The organism is Polaribacter litoreus (assembly GCF_054584775.1).
The window spans coordinates 233,856-250,304 of record NZ_JBTLRD010000005.1; the positions used below are offsets into that span (position 1 = coordinate 233,856).

Here is a 16,449-nt window from a genome sequence, read left to right on the forward strand (position 1 = left end):
AAATCATTCCATTTACTTCTTAAACCTAACTAATCCTTCTTGTAACCAAGAATAGTAAGTGTCTCTATCTGTATATTGTTGTGCATTATTTAAAATTTCTAAATCTGGACTTAACAAAACATAATAAGGTTGTGATGCGTTTTTAAAATTAACAACCTGAAAAGTAGACCATTTATCGCCAACTGTTTTTATTTTTTTAAGCTTACCATTTGCTTTTAAAAAGTCGAATTGTTGTGCTTTTGGTAATTGCTTTTCATTATCATCTAAATACAAAGAAATTAGAATATAATCTTCTTTTAAAGTTTGATAAATGTCTGGTTCGCTCCAAACATTTTCTTCCATTTTTCTACAATTTACACAGGCCCATCCTGTAAAATCTAATAAAATAGGCTTGTTAACTTCTGTTGCTTTTGCCAAACCTTCATCAAAATCTTTATAGCAATCTAAACCTAATGGGCAATCACTTTCTTGTTCGTAAATACTGTAAAATTGTGGAGGTGGAAAACCACTTAATAAACTTAAATTCCAAGAAGGATTTTTTAAAACTCCAGGAGCAATATAAATGATAAACGCTATTGTTAAAACACCAAAAGAGATTCTAGAAAAAGATAGTTTTTTGATTGGAGAATCGTGTGGGAATTTAATTTTTGCAAACAAATACAAGGCTAATCCTATAAAAACAATCACCCAAATTCCGATGAAAACTTCACGTTTTAAAATATCCCAATGTGCAACTAAATCTGCATTCGATAAAAATTTAAAGGCTAATGCTAGTTCTAAAAACCCTAAAACCACTTTGGTAGTGTTTAACCAACCACCAGATTTTGGCAATGAATTTAACCAATTTGGGAACAAGGCAAACAACGCAAAAGGCAAAGCCAAAGCCAAACCAAAACCAGACATTCCTGCAGTTAATTGTGTTGCTCCTCCATCCGAAGTTAAGGAACCAGCTAATAAAGAACCTAAAATAGGGCCTGTACAAGAAAAAGAAACAATTGCTAAAGTTAATGCCATAAAAAAGATTCCAATAATTCCGCCAACAGAAGAAGCAGAATCCATTTTATTACCCCAAGAACTTGGTAAAGTTATTTCGTAAAAGCCGAAAAAAGAAAACGCAAAAAACACTAAAACAGCAAAGAAGAAGATGTTTAACCAGACATTGGTGGAAATTGTATTTAAAATTTCTGGATCTAAATTGTCTAAAAAGTGGAAAGGTAAACTTAATAAGATGTAAATTAAAACGATAAATAAGCCGTACAAAATGGCATTAAAAATTCCTTTCTTTTTGTTTTCTGATTGTTTTGTGAAAAATGAAACCGTTAACGGAATCATAGGAAAAACACAAGGCGTTAACAGTGCTAGTAAACCACCTGCAAAACCAAGAAAAAAGATACTAAATAATCCGCTTGAACTTTCTGATTCTGCATCAGAAGTGTTTACTAAAAGTTCTGTATTTTTTAAATCTAACTTTAATTGTTTGGTTAAAGCAGCACTTCTTTCATCAACAGTATTTGTGATTTTTATAGGGTTTTTGGTAAGTGAAACCGTAAAATCTTCATCGATATTTATACATGCAGTTTCACAAACTTGACCAAAGAAATTTAATTTTACTTGTGTAATTTTTTTGTTGGTTAATTGAATTCTTTGGGTAATTGTTGCCTTCTCTTTAAAAACAACTTCTTCTACTTCCCAAACATCAGAATATTTTTTAAAAGTATCTTTTTCATCTGCTTTGCCAATTAATTTATAGCCAGTTTCGCCTTCAGGAATGGTAATTTCTAAAGGTAATGAAGCACCATCAGGATTGTATTGTGAGTACAAATACCAACCTTTGTATAATTTTGCATTAAAAATAATATCGTATTCTGTGTCTGATATTTTTTTTACAGAAGTGGCAATGGTTATGGGCTCATTTTCAGTTTGTGCTTTTAAAACAAAAGCGGTTAAAAAGATGAATAGCGAGATGAATTTCTTCATTATATGGTGGTAATTTTTAAATAATTTTTTGTGTTTTTGGTTGATGAAAAACGACGATCTTGCCTGTGGTTAATCACCCAAATAATTTCGTTATCTGCATTACAAAGTAACCAAGTTTGTTCTTTTTCTAAGAGCGAAAATTTTTCGTCTTTAAAGTATTTACTCAGTTTCTTTTTTCCTAGCATTCCTGTTGGATAAAGATAGTCTCCATTTTTCCATTTTCTAACAAGTAAAGGGTATTTTAACAAATCTTTATCAATGTAAATTGTTTGCTTGTTTTCGATTGATTTTTCATCAATATCTTCTAAAACTAAATGAATTGGAGTTGTTATTTCTGATTGATCTTTCTGTATTTCAAATGTCATATCTTCAGAAGTTGACAAGTCTAATTTCGATACAATTAAAAAAGTTCTATCTTTTAATAGTCGATGCGTTTTAGAAAAAACTTGTTTACCAGATTGTGCCGATAATAGAGCGTAAACATCATTCCATTCTGTAAAATTATACTCCTTTAAAAGTTGATATAAATAAGCTTTTGGATTAGAAAGTTGATGGATTTTATCAATATTAATTTTTGTTATTTCGATTGTATTAGAAATATCTTTTTTAATAATTTTTGATGAAATATCTTCAATGCGATCTTCGATAATTTGTTGAGATTCTTGTAAATTTTCTAAAGATTTGGCAAAAGTTTCTAACAAACTCGGGTTGATTTCCTTTAAAACAGGCACCACTTGATGCCTAATTTTATTACGTACATATTTGGTTGATGCATTGCTTGCATCTTCTCTCCAAGCAATATTGTTTTCTTTTGCATAAGTCAGAATTTCATCCCTAGAAAAAGGTAAAAGTGGACGAACAATATTTGCGTTTATTTTTGGGATGCCTGTAAAACCATCTAAACCAGAACCTCTTGTTAGGTTAATTAGAAAAGTTTCTAAATTATCATCTGCATGATGTGCTGTTAAAACATAATCGAAATGATGTGTTTCTATCAACTCTTTAAACCAATTGTAACGTAATTCTCTTGCTGCAATTTGAGTAGAAAGTTTGTTTTCTTTGGCAAAATTTAAAGTATCAAATTGAATTGTAAAAATTGGATTGTTGTTTGTTTTGGCAAGTTTTTTTAGAAACTCTTCATCTAAATCGCTTTCTTTTTCTCTAAGCTTAAAATTGCAATGTGCTAAAGAAATGTCTATTTTTAATTGATTAAAAAGATGATGAAGAACAACAGAATCTATACCTCCAGAAATGGCAAGTAATAGTTTTTTATCCTTTAAAAAAGGAAAATTTTTAGTGATATGTTCTTTGAATTTCTGAAGCATTTACGCATCAAAAATACGCAATTCTTGTCATTTAAATTTTAGAATTCAACCAGTTTACAACATCTTGCAGCATTTCTTCTTTGCAAAGATCATTGTGCAATTCATGGTAGCCACCTTTGTACAATTTTAAAGAGGCAAATTCTGAATTATTTGCAAATTCTTCTGTACCTTTATAGTCGATAATTTTATCATCGGTTCCATGTAAAAGATACATTGGGGTTTGTAATTTGTTTGCATTTTCTATAGCCCAATTGCCAGTTTCTATAAAGGTTAGCGAAAAATTCGGACTAATTTTATCGTGTACTAAATCATCATTTTTGTATTTTTCAACTTCTGTTTGATCTCTAGAAATATGATTTACATTTAATTCATTACTCAACGTAATTGAGGGTGCAATTTTTTGTAAAATTTTACCAATTGCCAATTTAATTTTTGGTGGTTGAAAAGCTAATTTTAAAAACGGACTAGTTGCAATAACTCCTTTTAATGAATGCTTTTTTCTTAAGGTATAATTGATAACTGCATTGCCACCCATAGAATGGCCGTATAAAAAAACGGGTTTGTTAGGGTACAATTCTGTTGCTTTAGCAATGGTTTTTGAAATGCTTTCTAGAACCGCTTCAAAATTAGGATTATGACCTCTTTTGCCTTCCGTTTTTCCATGGCCAAAATGATCAAAAGCAACAACAGCAAAATCATTTTCAGTTAATTTTTTTGCAACGTGTTTGTAACGATTAGAATGTTCGCCCATTCCATGTGCTAAAACAACTACAGCTTTGGTTTCTTTTCCTTGCCAATATTGACCATAAAATTCAGTATTATAAATAGTAAAATTGAATTCTTTTTGAGTCATAATTATTGCTTTTTTAACCAAACACGAAGCTCTTTTTTTAAAGACTGTTCTGGTTTTGGTAATGGAATCGTTTTTCCAAATTGTTTACTCCTGTTAAATTTAGAAAATGAAATTTTGAGCTGCTTCCAGTCATCAGGATATTTATTTAAAAAACTCCTAAACATGGTTTGTTCTGTTTTTTTATCCTGTAAACTATCAAAAATATTTTGAAATTTTTCTTCTTTGTTTGTAATCATCTTGTAAAGATATAAATATAAAAGTATATCTCTATAGGCTATTATACAATAGCATTTCACAAAAAAGAATTCAATTTATACAGCAAATATTAAGTGTTTTGATTTGCTAAAACCTCATTTACTGCAGTTGCAATTTGTTTGGCTTGTAAGGCAATATTTTCGGCATTAAAAACTACATCATTTTCTCTTTGCACAAGTACAGGACTTATGTTTTTGGCAATGTCGATAACGAGTTTTTTATATTCCTTTTCTGATAATTTTGTAGTCATCATTTTTATTGCAAGATATTTTAGAACAAACAAAATTTGTTTATCTAAAAATTAAGGAATTGTAAAATTATTTAGAATTCTGCAATACGTATTTCATTGCTTTTGCTTTTAGTAAACATTCTTCATACTCTTTTTCTGGCACAGATTTTACTGTAATTGCACTACCAACAGAATAAGAAATGTACTTTTTTTCTTCGTTATACAAAATACTTCTAATCACTACATTAAAATCGAAATCGCCATCTGGAGTAATATAACCCACAGCACCAGAATACAAACCACGCTTGGTTTCTTCTAAATTTTCAATAATTTTCATAGCAGCAAATTTTGGAGCGCCTGTCATGCTTCCCATAGGAAATGTGTCTTTTAAAACTGTTACAGGATGTATATTTTCTTCAATTTCAGCAACCACAGTAGAAATCATTTGATGCACTTGTTTAAACGAATATACCTTGCATAATTCCTCTACTTTTACGCTTCCTTTTGTTGCAGATTTAGATAAATCGTTTCTTACCAAATCTACAATCATTACATTTTCTGAGCGTTCTTTAATGTCGCTAGATAAATCTGATGCTATTTTCTCATCGTCAATTTTGCTTCGTAAACGTTTAGCTGTACCTTTTATAGGCTGAGAAATTATTTTATTGCCTTCTTTTTTAAGATATCTTTCTGGAGATGCAGACAATAAATATTGATGTTCCATTTTTAGAAAAACAGCAAAGGGTGGTTCAGAAATGTTATTTAAATCTTGGTAAACTTTAATCGGATTTATGGTCGAATTTTCAGCATAAAATTCTTGACAAAAGTTGGCTTCATAAAGATCTCCGATTTTAATATGCTCTAAAAGTTGATTTACCTTTTGATGATATTCGTCTTTATGAATTCGTAGTTTTATTTTTATATCATTTTCAGATTTTAGATTTCTCGACTGCGCTCGAAATGACATTTTAGATATATCATCAAAATCACTTTCCATTTCATCATCAACCATTCTTAAATAATGGAATTCTACTGTATCTCCTTTGATAAAAAACAGTTTTTGAGGCTGAAAAAAATACAAGTCAGCAAAGTCTAACCCATCAAAATTATTAGAAGAAAGTTGTTCAACATCATTTTTAACATCATAAGAAATATACCCAAAAATATAATCTTTAGTTGTGGATTGATATTCTTCTAATTTATCGAAAGCATTAAAATAATCTGTTTTAATTGAGGTAAATTCTTCAACAGCCAAAGCACAATCGAAACTAGAATATTGTTGTTTGTAATTGTTAGAATCTAACCAAATTGCAGTTTCAAATTGTTGAGCCCATAACAACAAATGTTCTTTAAATTTTGGAACATTTTTAATAGAAAAAGATTTTATGGTTCTCTGCATTTCTTAAATTAAAAAGACCTCACAGGTTTTAAAAACCTGTGAGGTCTAGTATACTATTTTATAATTTTAAGCATTTAAAGGTTTACCATCCCAAGCCGCTTTTGCAGCTTCTTTTACTGCCTCTGAATAGGTTGGGTGTCCATGACAAATTCTAGCTAAATCTTCTGCAGACGCTCTATATTCCATAGCAACTGCAGCTTCCATAATTAAATCTGCAACTCTTGCACCAACCATGTGTACTCCTAAAATTTCATCCGTTTTTTTGTCTGCTAACACTTTTACAAAGCCATCTATATCTCCACTTGCTCTAGAACGTCCTAAAGCACGCATTGAAAATTTACCTGATTTATAATCTACTTTAGCATCTTTTAATTCTTGCTCTGTTTTACCAACAGCTGCTGCTTCTGGCCAAGTATATACAATACCAGGAATTAAGTTATAATCGATATGAGGTTTTTGTCCTGCTAAATACTCAGCAACTACAACACCTTCTTCCTCTGCTTTGTGAGCCAACATTGCACCCTTTACAACATCACCAATGGCATAAATATTAGAAATATTCGTTTGTAAATGATCGTTCACATCAATTTGACCTCTTTCATTTACTTTTACCCCTGCCTTTTCTAAGCCTAAACCTGCTGTGTATGGCTTTCTTCCTACAGAAACCAAACAATAGTCTCCAGTAAAAGTTACCTCTTCACCTTTTTTGTTGTTGGCTTTTATGGTAATTTCATCACCATTTCTCTCAACAGCAGTCACACCATGATTTACGTTAAATTTCATACCCTGTTTCTTGAATACTTTTTGCAATTCTTTAGAAACATCTGCATCCATGCCAGGTGTAATTTTTGGAGCATATTCTATAACAGTTACCTCTGCACCTAATCTTTTATACACAGAACCCAACTCTAAACCAATAACACCACCACCAATTACCAATAAATGCTTAGGAACTTCTTTTAGTTTTAAAGCTTCAGTTGAAGTGATAATACGTTCTTTATCAATTTCGATAAAAGGTAAAGTAGCCGGTTTTGAACCAGTTGCAATAATGATGTTTGTACCTTCAATTACTTCAGAAGAATCATCGTTTTTTGTGATTTTTACATGGGTAGCATCTTCAAAAGATCCTAAACCTTCGTAAACATCAATGTTATTTTTATCCATTAAATACTTGATTCCACCAGTGGTTGTTTCTACAACTTTGGCTTTTCTATCAATCATTTTAGAAAAATCAAAAGTAGGTTTTTCTACAGAAATTCCATGTTCTTCAAAATGATGCACTGCATCATAATAATGATGAGAAGAATCTAGTAATGCTTTAGAAGGAATACAACCCACGTTTAAACAGGTTCCTCCAAGAGTACTATACTTTTCTATAATGGCCACTTTTTTACCCAATTGTGAGGCTCTAACTGCAGCAATATATCCTCCAGGACCAGAACCGATGACAATAATATCGTATTTCATAATGTATTTTAATGGAAATTTTACAACAAAAATACATATATTTTTAGAGAATACTATTCAAATTATGTAGATTTACTTTTTGATAATTTATAAAGCAAATCTGATGAAAGTTTTAAAAAAAATAGGGATAGTTTTACTTTTAATATTGATTATAGCACAGTTTTTTGGCCCTGAGAAAAATGATGGGAATTTAGATACTGTAAATGCATTTATTGCTGAAACAAATCCACCTGAAGATGTAGTTGCTATTATGAAAACAAGTTGTTTTGATTGCCATTCAGCCAAAACAAACTATCCTTGGTACAATGCAATAACTCCAGTAAATTATTGGTTAGATGAGCATATTAGAGATGGAAAAAAACATTTAGATTTTTCTAAATGGAGCGAATATTCATTAAAAAGAAAAGAGCATAAAATGGATGAATTGTATGAAGAAGTTGAGAAAGGTGAAATGCCTTTAGATTCTTATACTTGGACGCATTCTGAAGCAAATTTAACACAAGAACAAATTAATGCAATTGTAACTTGGGGTAAAAAAGTACAGGCAGATTACAAGCAACAAATGACCGCAAAATAGTTGAAAAAACAATCTATTTTAATTATTGGTGCAGTTTGGGTAGAGCCCAATTCTTCTGCTGCTGGCAGTAGAATGTTGCAATTGATTGCACTTTTTTTAAAACATAATTTTACAATTACTTTTGCTGCTACTGCTCAAAAAAGTGAAAACGCTTTTAACCTAGATTCTTTAGGGATTGCAACAGTAGCTATTGAGCTGAATTCATCTTCTTTTGATGATTTTATTCAAAAATTAAACCCAAATATTGTTGTTTTTGATCGATTTATGATAGAAGAACAATTTGGTTGGCGAGTTGCAGAAAACTGCCCAAATGCTCTACGAATTTTAGATACAGAAGATTTACATTTTTTACGAAAAGCCAGACATCAACAATTAAAAAAAGGAGAGGAGTTTACTAACGAAGCTTTGTTAAAAGCCGATGAAACTAAAAGAGAAATTGCTTCTATTTTACGATGCGATTTGTCTTTAATTATATCAACTTATGAAATGGAATTGCTAAAATCTGTTTTTAAGATTGATGAAAATATTCTATATTATTTACCTTTTTTGTTAGATAAGCTTGATGAACATCAAACAAAAAAATGGAAATCATTTGAAGAAAGAGAACATTTTGTTTTTATTGGAAACTTTTTCCACAAACCAAATGTTGATGCTGTACTTACTTTGAAAAATGAAATTTGGAAAGAAATCAGAGAATATTTGCCAAAAGCAGAACTTCATATTTATGGAGCATATGTAAATCAACAAATTGAGCAATTGCACAATAAAAAAGACGGATTTCTAATTAAAGGTTTTGCAGAAAATTCAAGAGAAGTTGTTGAAAATGCAAGATTAGTATTAGCACCTTTGCGTTTTGGAGCAGGTATAAAAGGGAAATTGACAGAAGCCATGCTTTGTGGAACACCAAGTGTAACCACAACAATTGGAGCAGAAGGAATGTGTGGTAATTTTCCTTGGCCAGGTTTTATTGAAGATGATTTCTCAAATTTTGCATTAATTGCAACTCAATTGTACATAAGCAAATCTCTTTGGGAAAATGCACAATTAACTGGAGTGGAAATCATCAATCATATATATAATAAAGAAAAATTAGAAGTCCCTTTTATGAATAAAATAAAAGAAATTCAAAATAATTTAGAACAACACAGATCTCAGAATTTTTTAGGAAGCATGTTGCAACATCAAACATTACAAGCAACTAAGTTTATGAGTAAATGGATTGAGGCTAAAAATAAGAGTTAATTACAAAATTTCAATTACGAATTATGAAAACGAATAACCATAAATCGTAATTGAAAATTATTAATTTGTAATTATATAAGTCCTGCTCTTCTTAATAAAGCTTCTGGTTTTGGTTCTTGACCTCTAAAGCGTTTGTACAATTCCATTGGTTTTACAGTTCCACCTTTAGAAAGTACGTTTTCTTTAAATTTTGTAGCTACTTCTTTGTTAAAAATTCCTTCTTCTAAGAAATATTCAAAAGCATCAGCATCTAAAACTTCTGCCCATTTGTATGAATAATATCCAGCAGAATATCCACCTTGAAAAATATGAGAAAATGCTGTACTCATACAGTTTTCTGCAACATCAGGATACAATCTGGTTTCAGAAAAAGCATCAATTTCAAAACCTTTTACAGAAGTAATTTCTGATGGATCTTCTGAGTGCCATTTCATATCTAAAAGTCCGAAACTTAATTGACGTAAAGTTTGCATTCCTTCATGAAAACTTGCAGATTCTTTAATCTTTTCTACATATTTCATAGGGATAACTTCGCCTGTTTCGTAATGCTTTGCAAACAACTCTAAAGCTTCTTTTTCATAACACCAGTTTTCTAAAACCTGACTTGGTAATTCAACAAAATCCCAAGAAACAGAAGTGCCAGACAAACTGTTGTAAGTGGTGTTTGCTAACATCCCATGCAAAGCATGACCAAACTCGTGAAACAAAGTTGTAACCTCATTAAAAGTTAATAAAGAGGGTTTTGTAGCTGTGGGTTTTGTAAAATTACACACAATAGAAACGTGAGGTCTTTGGTTTACTCCGTTTTTAATTTGTTGGGTTTTGTAACTCGTCATCCAAGCACCATTTCTTTTGCCTTTTCTAGGATGATAATCCGCATAAAAAACAGCAATAAAATTACCATCATTATCGGTTACGTTATAGGTTTTTACCTCTGGATGATATTTTTCGATGGTATCTACTTCTTCAAAATTTAAATCGTACAAACGATTTGCGATTTCAAAAACACCATCAATTACATTTTCTAATTTAAAATAAGGCTTTAAAACCTCTTGATCTAAATCGAATAGTTCTTTCTTTAATTTTTCTGAATAATAAGCACCATCCCATTTTTGGAGTTTATCTATTCCGTCTAAATTTTTAGCATATTTTTCTAAATTTTCAAATTCTTTTTGAGCAGCAGGTTTCGCTTTTGCCAATAAATTGTTGGAAAATTCAATTACTTTTTCTGGAGATTCTGCCATTCGTTCTTCTAAAACAAAATGAGCATGCGTTTTATATCCCAATAAATTTGCTCTTTGCTGACGTAAGTTTACAATTTCTAAAACTATTTTTTCGTTGTTAAACTCATTGTCTTGAAACGCTTTTTTACCAGCTGCAATTGCCATTTTTTTGCGCAATTCCCTATTGTCTGCATAGGTTAAAAAAGGAATGTAACTTGGGTAATGCAATGTAAAAATATAACCTTCTTTGTTTTGCTCTTGTGCTAATTGTTGAGCAGCTTCTTTTGCAGATTCTGGTAAACCAGAAACATCTTCTTCATTGGTTAAATGCAGTTCGAAAGCATTGGTTTCTGCCAATACATTTTCGCCAAACTGTAAAGATAATTTAGATAGTTTTGAATCTATTTCTCTTAATTTCGATTTTTTATCATCACTTAAATTTGCACCATTTCTAGCAAAACCTTTGTATTGCTTTTCTAACAACATTTGTTGTTCTGGTGTTAAATCTAAATTTTCTCTATCATCAAAAACAGCTTTTACTCTTTCAAAAAGGGCTTCGTTTAAAGTAATGTCGTTTCTAAATTCACTTAACCAAGGCGAAACTTCTTGTGCTATTTTCTGAATAGCATCATTAGTTTCAGCAGAATTTAAGTTAAAAAAGATAGAAGTAATACGATTCAGTTTTTCACCTGTAAAATCTAGAGCAACAGTAGTATTTTCAAAAGTTGGTGCTTCTGTATTATTAACAATTTCGTCTATTTCTGCTTTTGCAATTTCTATCCCTTTTTTAATAGCTGGTTTATAATCATCAGAAGATATTTTTGTAAACGGAGCTGTATTAAAATCTTGTAAAAGTGGGTTCATTCTGTTATGTTCAATGTTTAAAATTTAATATTCAATGGTAACTTTGAATCCTGAACTAGGAATTTTGAATTTTTTTAGCGGCTTTTTCAACTTTAAGTTTTAAGCCTTCTTTGTAAGCGATAATTTTATCTAAAACACATTTATCTGAAGCACCAATAATTTGAGCTGCTAAAATACCTGCATTTTTTGCACCATCTAAAGCTACAGTTGCAACTGGCACACCTCCTGGCATTTGTAATATTGATAAAACAGAATCCCAACCATCTATAGAATTTCTGCTTTTTACAGGAACTCCAATTACAGGTAAAGGACTCATACTTGCCACCATTCCTGGTAAATGAGCAGCACCTCCAGCACCAGCAATAATTGCTTTTATACCTCTTTTGTGTGCATTTTTAGAATAGTCGAATAATTTTTCTGGAGTTCTATGAGCAGATACAATATCTACTTCTATTTGTATGTCAAAACTTTCTAAAATGTCTATTGCTTCTTGCATTATTGGAAGATCTGAATCGCTTCCCATTATTATTCCTACCATAATTATTTGCTTATCACTCTAATCGTTTCTTTAACTTTTTGTGCTATTTCTCTAGCTTTATCAATATCAGAATTCACAATGGTTACATGTCCCATTTTTCTGAATGGACGCGTTTCTTTCTTTCCGTAAATATGAGGCGTAACTCCATCAATTTTTAAGATGTCATTTAAGTTTTCATAGATTACATCACCAGAAAAACCTTCTTCTCCAACAAGGTTTACCATTATTCCTGCTACTTTACTTTCTGTGTTTCCTAAAGGAAGATTTAAAATAGAACGTAAATGTTGCTCAAATTGATTGGTATAACTGGCTTCTATAGAATAATGACCAGAATTATGTGGTCTTGGAGCAACTTCGTTTACCAATATTTTATCGTCTACTGTTTGAAACATTTCTACAGCCAATAAACCTACAAAATCTAATTCGCTAACTACTTTTAACGCTATTTCTCTTGCCTTTTCTGCAACTTTAAAATCGATTCTTGCTGGGCAAATTACATACTCAACTTGATTTGCTTCTGGATGAAATTCCATTTCTACAACTGGATAAGTAGATAGTTCTCCATCAGAATTTCTAGCCACAATAACTGCCAATTCATTTTTAAACGGAATTAATTTTTCTGTAATGCATTCTACATTAGGTAAACTGTGTAAATCTTCTACATTTCTTACAATTTTTACGCCATTACCATCATAACCAAAACGTGCAGCTTTCCAAACAAAAGGAAAATCGATAATATTGTTTTCAAAAGAATGCTTTAATTCTTCTAAATAAGCATAATGAGAAAATTCTGCTGTTGGTATTTGATGATCTATATAAAAATTTTTCTGTCTTGCTTTACTTTGAATAATTCTTAAATCTTTTGGCTTTGGATAAATGGTTAAGCCTTCATCCTCCAGTTTATCTAAAGCATCCAGATTTACGTTTTCAATTTCTATGGTTATTAAATCTACAGTTTTACCAAAATTGTAAACGGCATCAAAATCTAATAAATCTCCAACAACAAATGTGTTGCAAATTTCTGCACAAGGTGCAGTTGCATTGCCATCTAAAATTGAAGTATGAATGTCGAATTTTTGAGTTTCTGCTAACAACATTCTACCTAGCTGACCACCACCTAAAACGCCTAATTTAAAGTCTGAAGAAAAATAATTTTTCACGATAATTGTAATTGTATTTTAGCAAAAATAAGCATCTAAAAGCTAAGAAACTATTAAAAATTACTGATTCGAATTGAGTTACCCACTTTAACTACATTGTATTCTACTGCAGGGCATTCAAATCCTTCAGTCTGTGGTGTTCCTCCTAAATCAACGCTGTATTCACTATTATCACAAGAACATTTTAACACCAAATTTTCCTCGAAACTCATAGGTACATTACAATTATTTACAGGACATCTTCTATCAAAAGCAACAAACTTATCGAGACCTTTATTCAATAAAAAAATACCATTAGAACCTCCATTAATATAAACAAAACCCCTATCCGTTAAAACACCATTAAGTTCAGAAGTGTTTAAAGATTTGGTAATACTTAAGGATAAAGGTCTAATACAATTGGCTGGCAAATTATCATTTAAACAGCTAAAAAACAGCAAAAAACAGAGCAAATAAAGTGATTTTTTAATCATTTTTAATAATAGTTTATTGATATATGCGTGAGCAAGTTACAAATATTTTGTACATTTGTAGTACAATCTCATTCCTGCGAAGGCAATGAGATTTTTAAATTTAACCCTTATAGGGCTAAAAAATAGTTGTACTATCTCTTTTTTGATAAATTGTATGTTTTGCAAAGAAAAGGATAAGTTTTAAATATAAAGAAAATGAGCGAAATTTCATATTATTCTCCAGAAGGATTAAAAAAATTAAAAGAAGAATTGCATCAACTAGAACAAGTTGAAAGACCAAGAGTAACTCAAGAAATTGCAGATGCCAGAGATAAAGGTGATTTGAGTGAAAATGCGGAATATCATGCCGCAAAAGAAGAACAATCTCACTTAGAAACCAAAATTGCCAAGTTAAAAAATATAGTAGCAAATGCACGTATTTTAGATGAAAGCCAACTAGATACTTCTAAAATATTGATTCATTCTAAAGTAAAAATAAAAAATACTACAAACGGAATGGAATTCAACTATACACTTGTTGCTGATTCAGAAACAGATGTTAGAAATGGAAAACTGTCTGTAAACTCGCCAATTGGTAAAGGATTGTTAGGTAAAAAAGTAGGTGAAATTGCAGAGATTAATGTACCTAGTGGTATTATGAAATTTGAAATTGTTGAAATTTCAAGATAAGTACTTTCTATATTTTTTTGCGAAAGCAAGCATCTACAAATCATAAATTCGGGTTTTGGAATCACCAAAACCCGAATTCTTTTTTATATTTACTTAGATTAAAGAATTAAATTTTTAATATTGCATAAATGAGCATTTTTACCAAAATAATTGAAGGAAAAATACCAAGTTATAAGGTAGCAGAAGATGATAATTTTTTTGCTTTTTTAGACATCAATCCGAATGCAAAAGGACATACTTTAGTAGTACCCAAAAAAGAAGAAAATAAAATTTTCGATTTATCTAAAGAAGAATATTTAGCGTTAATGGATTTTTCTTACAGAGTTGCAAAAGCATTAGAAAAAGCAATACCCTGTAAAAGGATTGGGATAAGCGTTGTTGGATTAGAAGTGCCTCACGTTCATGTGCATTTAATACCCACAAATATTATGGCTGATATGCAGTTTACCAAAAAAGAGCCGTTTACTGATAACGAATTTGTAGAAATCGCTAAATGCATTGCAGAGAATTTTGTTTAATTTGCCAAATAACGTAACATTTTACCAACAATAAAATATTACAATTTCACTTTTTTACTTTTAATTTTTACAAATTAACGAATGTTAAACATTTTTGATTTCTTTTTTGGGCAATATAAAGACTACGCAACAACTGATATCATTTTAGAAATAACAGCTGTTTTTTTTGGTTTTCTTTCTGTCTGGTTTTCTAAACAGAATAAAATATGGGTATTTCCAACAGGTTTGGTTAGTACTTCTATTTTTGTATACCTTCTTTTAAAATGGGAACTTTTAGGAGATATGATGATTAACATCTACTACTTTGTTATGAGTGTTTATGGTTGGTACATTTGGACAAGAAAAGTTGATGAAACACATGTTACACCTATTTCTAAAGTAACAAAACAAGAAAAAAAAATTGCTATTTATATCTTCTTAGCAACCCTAATTTTTGTTTTTTTAGTATATAAAAGTTTTGATAAATGGACGTCTTGGGTGGCTTATGTAGATACTCTTACCACTGCAATTTTCTTTGTAGGTATGTGGTTAATGGCAAAACGTAAAATAGAAAATTGGCTTTTTTGGATTCTAGGAGATATCATTTCTGTACCTTTATATTTCTATAAAGGATTTACGTTTACCAGTTTTCAATACTTAGGTTTTACGTTTATTGCAATATTTGGTTATTTAGCATGGAAAAAAAGCTTAAACAAAAACCCATTAACATTGTAAAAGTTGTTTTATTTGGGCCCGAATCTACAGGAAAAACAACACTTTCTAAACAATTAGCACATCATTACCATACAGTTTGGGCGCCTGAATACGCTAGAGAATACCTTCAAAAAAAATGGAATAAAGAACGTAAAACTTGTGAAGCTGATGATTTATTACCTATTGCCATTGGGCAAATGAAATTAGAGAATAAGTTGGCAAAAAAAGCAGATAGAGTATTAATTTGTGATACAGATTTACTGGAAACAAAAGTCTATTCGCAAGAGTTTTACGGTGGTTTTGTAGATAAATTGCTAGACAAAGCAGCATACGAAAATCAATACGATTTGTATTTACTAACTTATATAGATACCCCTTGGGAAGCTGATGATTTAAGAGACAGACCAGAACAACGTTTAGAGATGTTTACTGCTTTTGAACAAGCTTTAATAAACCACAACAAACCATATATTTTACTTAAAGGAGACAAAGAAAAAAGGTTAAATACGGCAGTAACTGCTATTGATAAAATTATTGCTACCAAAGAAAATTTATACGCTTACACTAAGAAAAATTAATTGATGACTACCAAAAATATTCTCTTAGAACTAAAATTCAAAGCCATTAGAAGTTCTGGTGCTGGTGGCCAACATGTTAACAAAACGTCTTCTAAAATAGAATTGACTTTTGATTTAGAAAACTCGCTAGTACTTTCTGAACATCAAAAAACAATTTTAAAAGAAAAGTTAGCTTCAAAATTAACAAAAGAGCATGTTTTAATTCTTTTTTGTGAAGACACCCGTTCTCAACACAAAAACAAAGAACTGGCCATCAAACGTTTTTTAAAAATTATAGAAAATGGTTTAAAACGTCCTAAAAAAAGAAAGCCTACAAAACCAAGTTTTTCTTCCATCAAAAAAAAGGCAGAAAACAAGCAACGTAATTCTCTTAAAAAAACTTTGCGAAAAAAACCAAGATTAGAATAAT

Annotated in this window: 18 protein-coding genes; 7 read left to right on the forward strand and 11 right to left on the reverse strand. The window is 30.5% G+C overall.

Features of this window, described 5'->3' with window-relative positions; translation table 11 throughout:
* Window positions 1-12: 12 nt before the first annotated feature.
* The 7 genes from ACW9UN_RS06090 to lpdA all read right to left on the reverse strand — a co-directional run bounded on the left by ACW9UN_RS06090 (window position 13) and on the right by lpdA (window position 7,505).
* Window positions 13-1,977 (reverse strand): protein-disulfide reductase DsbD family protein, encoded by a 1,965-nt coding sequence (locus tag ACW9UN_RS06090; RefSeq protein WP_459484850.1) that lies wholly within the window; start codon window positions 1,975-1,977, stop codon window positions 13-15.
* Window positions 1,977-3,302, reverse strand: coding sequence for a tRNA lysidine(34) synthetase TilS (tilS, locus tag ACW9UN_RS06095; protein WP_459484851.1), 1,326 nt, complete (start codon window positions 3,300-3,302; stop codon window positions 1,977-1,979). The genes ACW9UN_RS06090 and tilS overlap by 1 nt, the downstream gene beginning before the upstream one ends.
* Before the next feature lie 31 nt (window positions 3,303-3,333).
* On the reverse strand, window positions 3,334-4,155 hold the full coding sequence (locus ACW9UN_RS06100; protein ID WP_459484852.1) for an alpha/beta hydrolase: 822 nt from the start codon (window positions 4,153-4,155) through the stop codon (window positions 3,334-3,336).
* 2 nt (window positions 4,156-4,157) lie between these two features.
* Entirely contained in the window at window positions 4,158-4,391 is a 234-nt protein-coding gene (locus ACW9UN_RS06105) for a hypothetical protein (RefSeq protein ID WP_459484854.1), read from the reverse strand.
* A gap of 89 nt (window positions 4,392-4,480) precedes the next feature.
* The gene (locus ACW9UN_RS06110) at window positions 4,481-4,663 is read right to left on the reverse strand and encodes a hypothetical protein (protein ID WP_459484856.1); all 183 of its coding nucleotides are present in this window, start codon (window positions 4,661-4,663) and stop codon (window positions 4,481-4,483) included.
* A gap of 64 nt (window positions 4,664-4,727) precedes the next feature.
* Window positions 4,728-6,038: an anthranilate synthase component I family protein gene (locus ACW9UN_RS06115; RefSeq protein WP_459484858.1), complete on the reverse strand. Its 1,311-nt coding sequence runs from the start codon at window positions 6,036-6,038 to the stop codon at window positions 4,728-4,730.
* Window positions 6,039-6,104: 66 nt separating this feature from the next.
* Entirely contained in the window at window positions 6,105-7,505 is a 1,401-nt protein-coding gene (lpdA, locus tag ACW9UN_RS06120; RefSeq protein WP_459484860.1) for a dihydrolipoyl dehydrogenase, read from the reverse strand.
* A 103-nt stretch (window positions 7,506-7,608) separates the two neighbouring features.
* On the opposite strand from lpdA, the gene ACW9UN_RS06125 reads away from it, so the two are divergent.
* Entirely contained in the window at window positions 7,609-8,082 is a 474-nt protein-coding gene (locus ACW9UN_RS06125) for a heme-binding domain-containing protein (protein ID WP_459484863.1), read from the forward strand.
* Window positions 8,083-9,324: a glycosyltransferase gene (locus ACW9UN_RS06130; RefSeq protein WP_459484865.1), complete on the forward strand. Its 1,242-nt coding sequence runs from the start codon at window positions 8,083-8,085 to the stop codon at window positions 9,322-9,324.
* A gap of 71 nt (window positions 9,325-9,395) precedes the next feature.
* On the opposite strand, the gene ACW9UN_RS06135 is transcribed toward ACW9UN_RS06130, so the two are convergent.
* The 4 genes from ACW9UN_RS06135 to ACW9UN_RS06150 are packed head-to-tail and all read right to left on the reverse strand — an operon-like array spanning window position 9,396 to window position 13,582.
* Window positions 9,396-11,411 (reverse strand): M3 family metallopeptidase, encoded by a 2,016-nt coding sequence (locus ACW9UN_RS06135; RefSeq protein WP_459484867.1) that lies wholly within the window; start codon window positions 11,409-11,411, stop codon window positions 9,396-9,398.
* A gap of 55 nt (window positions 11,412-11,466) precedes the next feature.
* Window positions 11,467-11,949 (reverse strand): 5-(carboxyamino)imidazole ribonucleotide mutase, encoded by a 483-nt coding sequence (gene purE / locus ACW9UN_RS06140; protein WP_397444603.1) that lies wholly within the window; start codon window positions 11,947-11,949, stop codon window positions 11,467-11,469.
* A 2-nt stretch (window positions 11,950-11,951) separates the two neighbouring features.
* Complete coding sequence (locus tag ACW9UN_RS06145; protein WP_459484868.1) at window positions 11,952-13,109, reverse strand: 5-(carboxyamino)imidazole ribonucleotide synthase; 1,158 nt, start codon at window positions 13,107-13,109, stop codon at window positions 11,952-11,954.
* A 53-nt stretch (window positions 13,110-13,162) separates the two neighbouring features.
* Window positions 13,163-13,582, reverse strand: a complete 420-nt coding sequence (locus ACW9UN_RS06150) for a Rieske (2Fe-2S) protein (RefSeq protein ID WP_459484870.1) — start codon at window positions 13,580-13,582, stop codon at window positions 13,163-13,165.
* 195 nt (window positions 13,583-13,777) lie between these two features.
* Here ACW9UN_RS06150 and greA point away from each other — a divergent pair, with 195 nt between their 5' ends.
* The 5 genes from greA to arfB all read left to right on the forward strand — a co-directional run bounded on the left by greA (window position 13,778) and on the right by arfB (window position 16,448).
* Window positions 13,778-14,251, forward strand: coding sequence for a transcription elongation factor GreA (gene greA / locus ACW9UN_RS06155; protein WP_459484871.1), 474 nt, complete (start codon window positions 13,778-13,780; stop codon window positions 14,249-14,251).
* Window positions 14,252-14,379: 128 nt separating this feature from the next.
* The gene (locus ACW9UN_RS06160; RefSeq protein ID WP_459484873.1) at window positions 14,380-14,769 is read left to right on the forward strand and encodes an HIT family protein; all 390 of its coding nucleotides are present in this window, start codon (window positions 14,380-14,382) and stop codon (window positions 14,767-14,769) included.
* An 81-nt stretch (window positions 14,770-14,850) separates the two neighbouring features.
* Window positions 14,851-15,483, forward strand: a complete 633-nt coding sequence (pnuC, locus tag ACW9UN_RS06165; RefSeq protein WP_459484875.1) for a nicotinamide riboside transporter PnuC — start codon at window positions 14,851-14,853, stop codon at window positions 15,481-15,483.
* On the forward strand, window positions 15,444-16,040 hold the full coding sequence (locus tag ACW9UN_RS06170; RefSeq protein ID WP_459484877.1) for an ATP/GTP-binding protein: 597 nt from the start codon (window positions 15,444-15,446) through the stop codon (window positions 16,038-16,040). Before pnuC ends, ACW9UN_RS06170 begins: the two co-directional genes overlap by 40 nt.
* A gap of 3 nt (window positions 16,041-16,043) precedes the next feature.
* Window positions 16,044-16,448, forward strand: coding sequence for an alternative ribosome rescue aminoacyl-tRNA hydrolase ArfB (arfB, locus tag ACW9UN_RS06175; protein ID WP_459484878.1), 405 nt, complete (start codon window positions 16,044-16,046; stop codon window positions 16,446-16,448).
* Window position 16,449 lies beyond the last annotated feature (1 nt).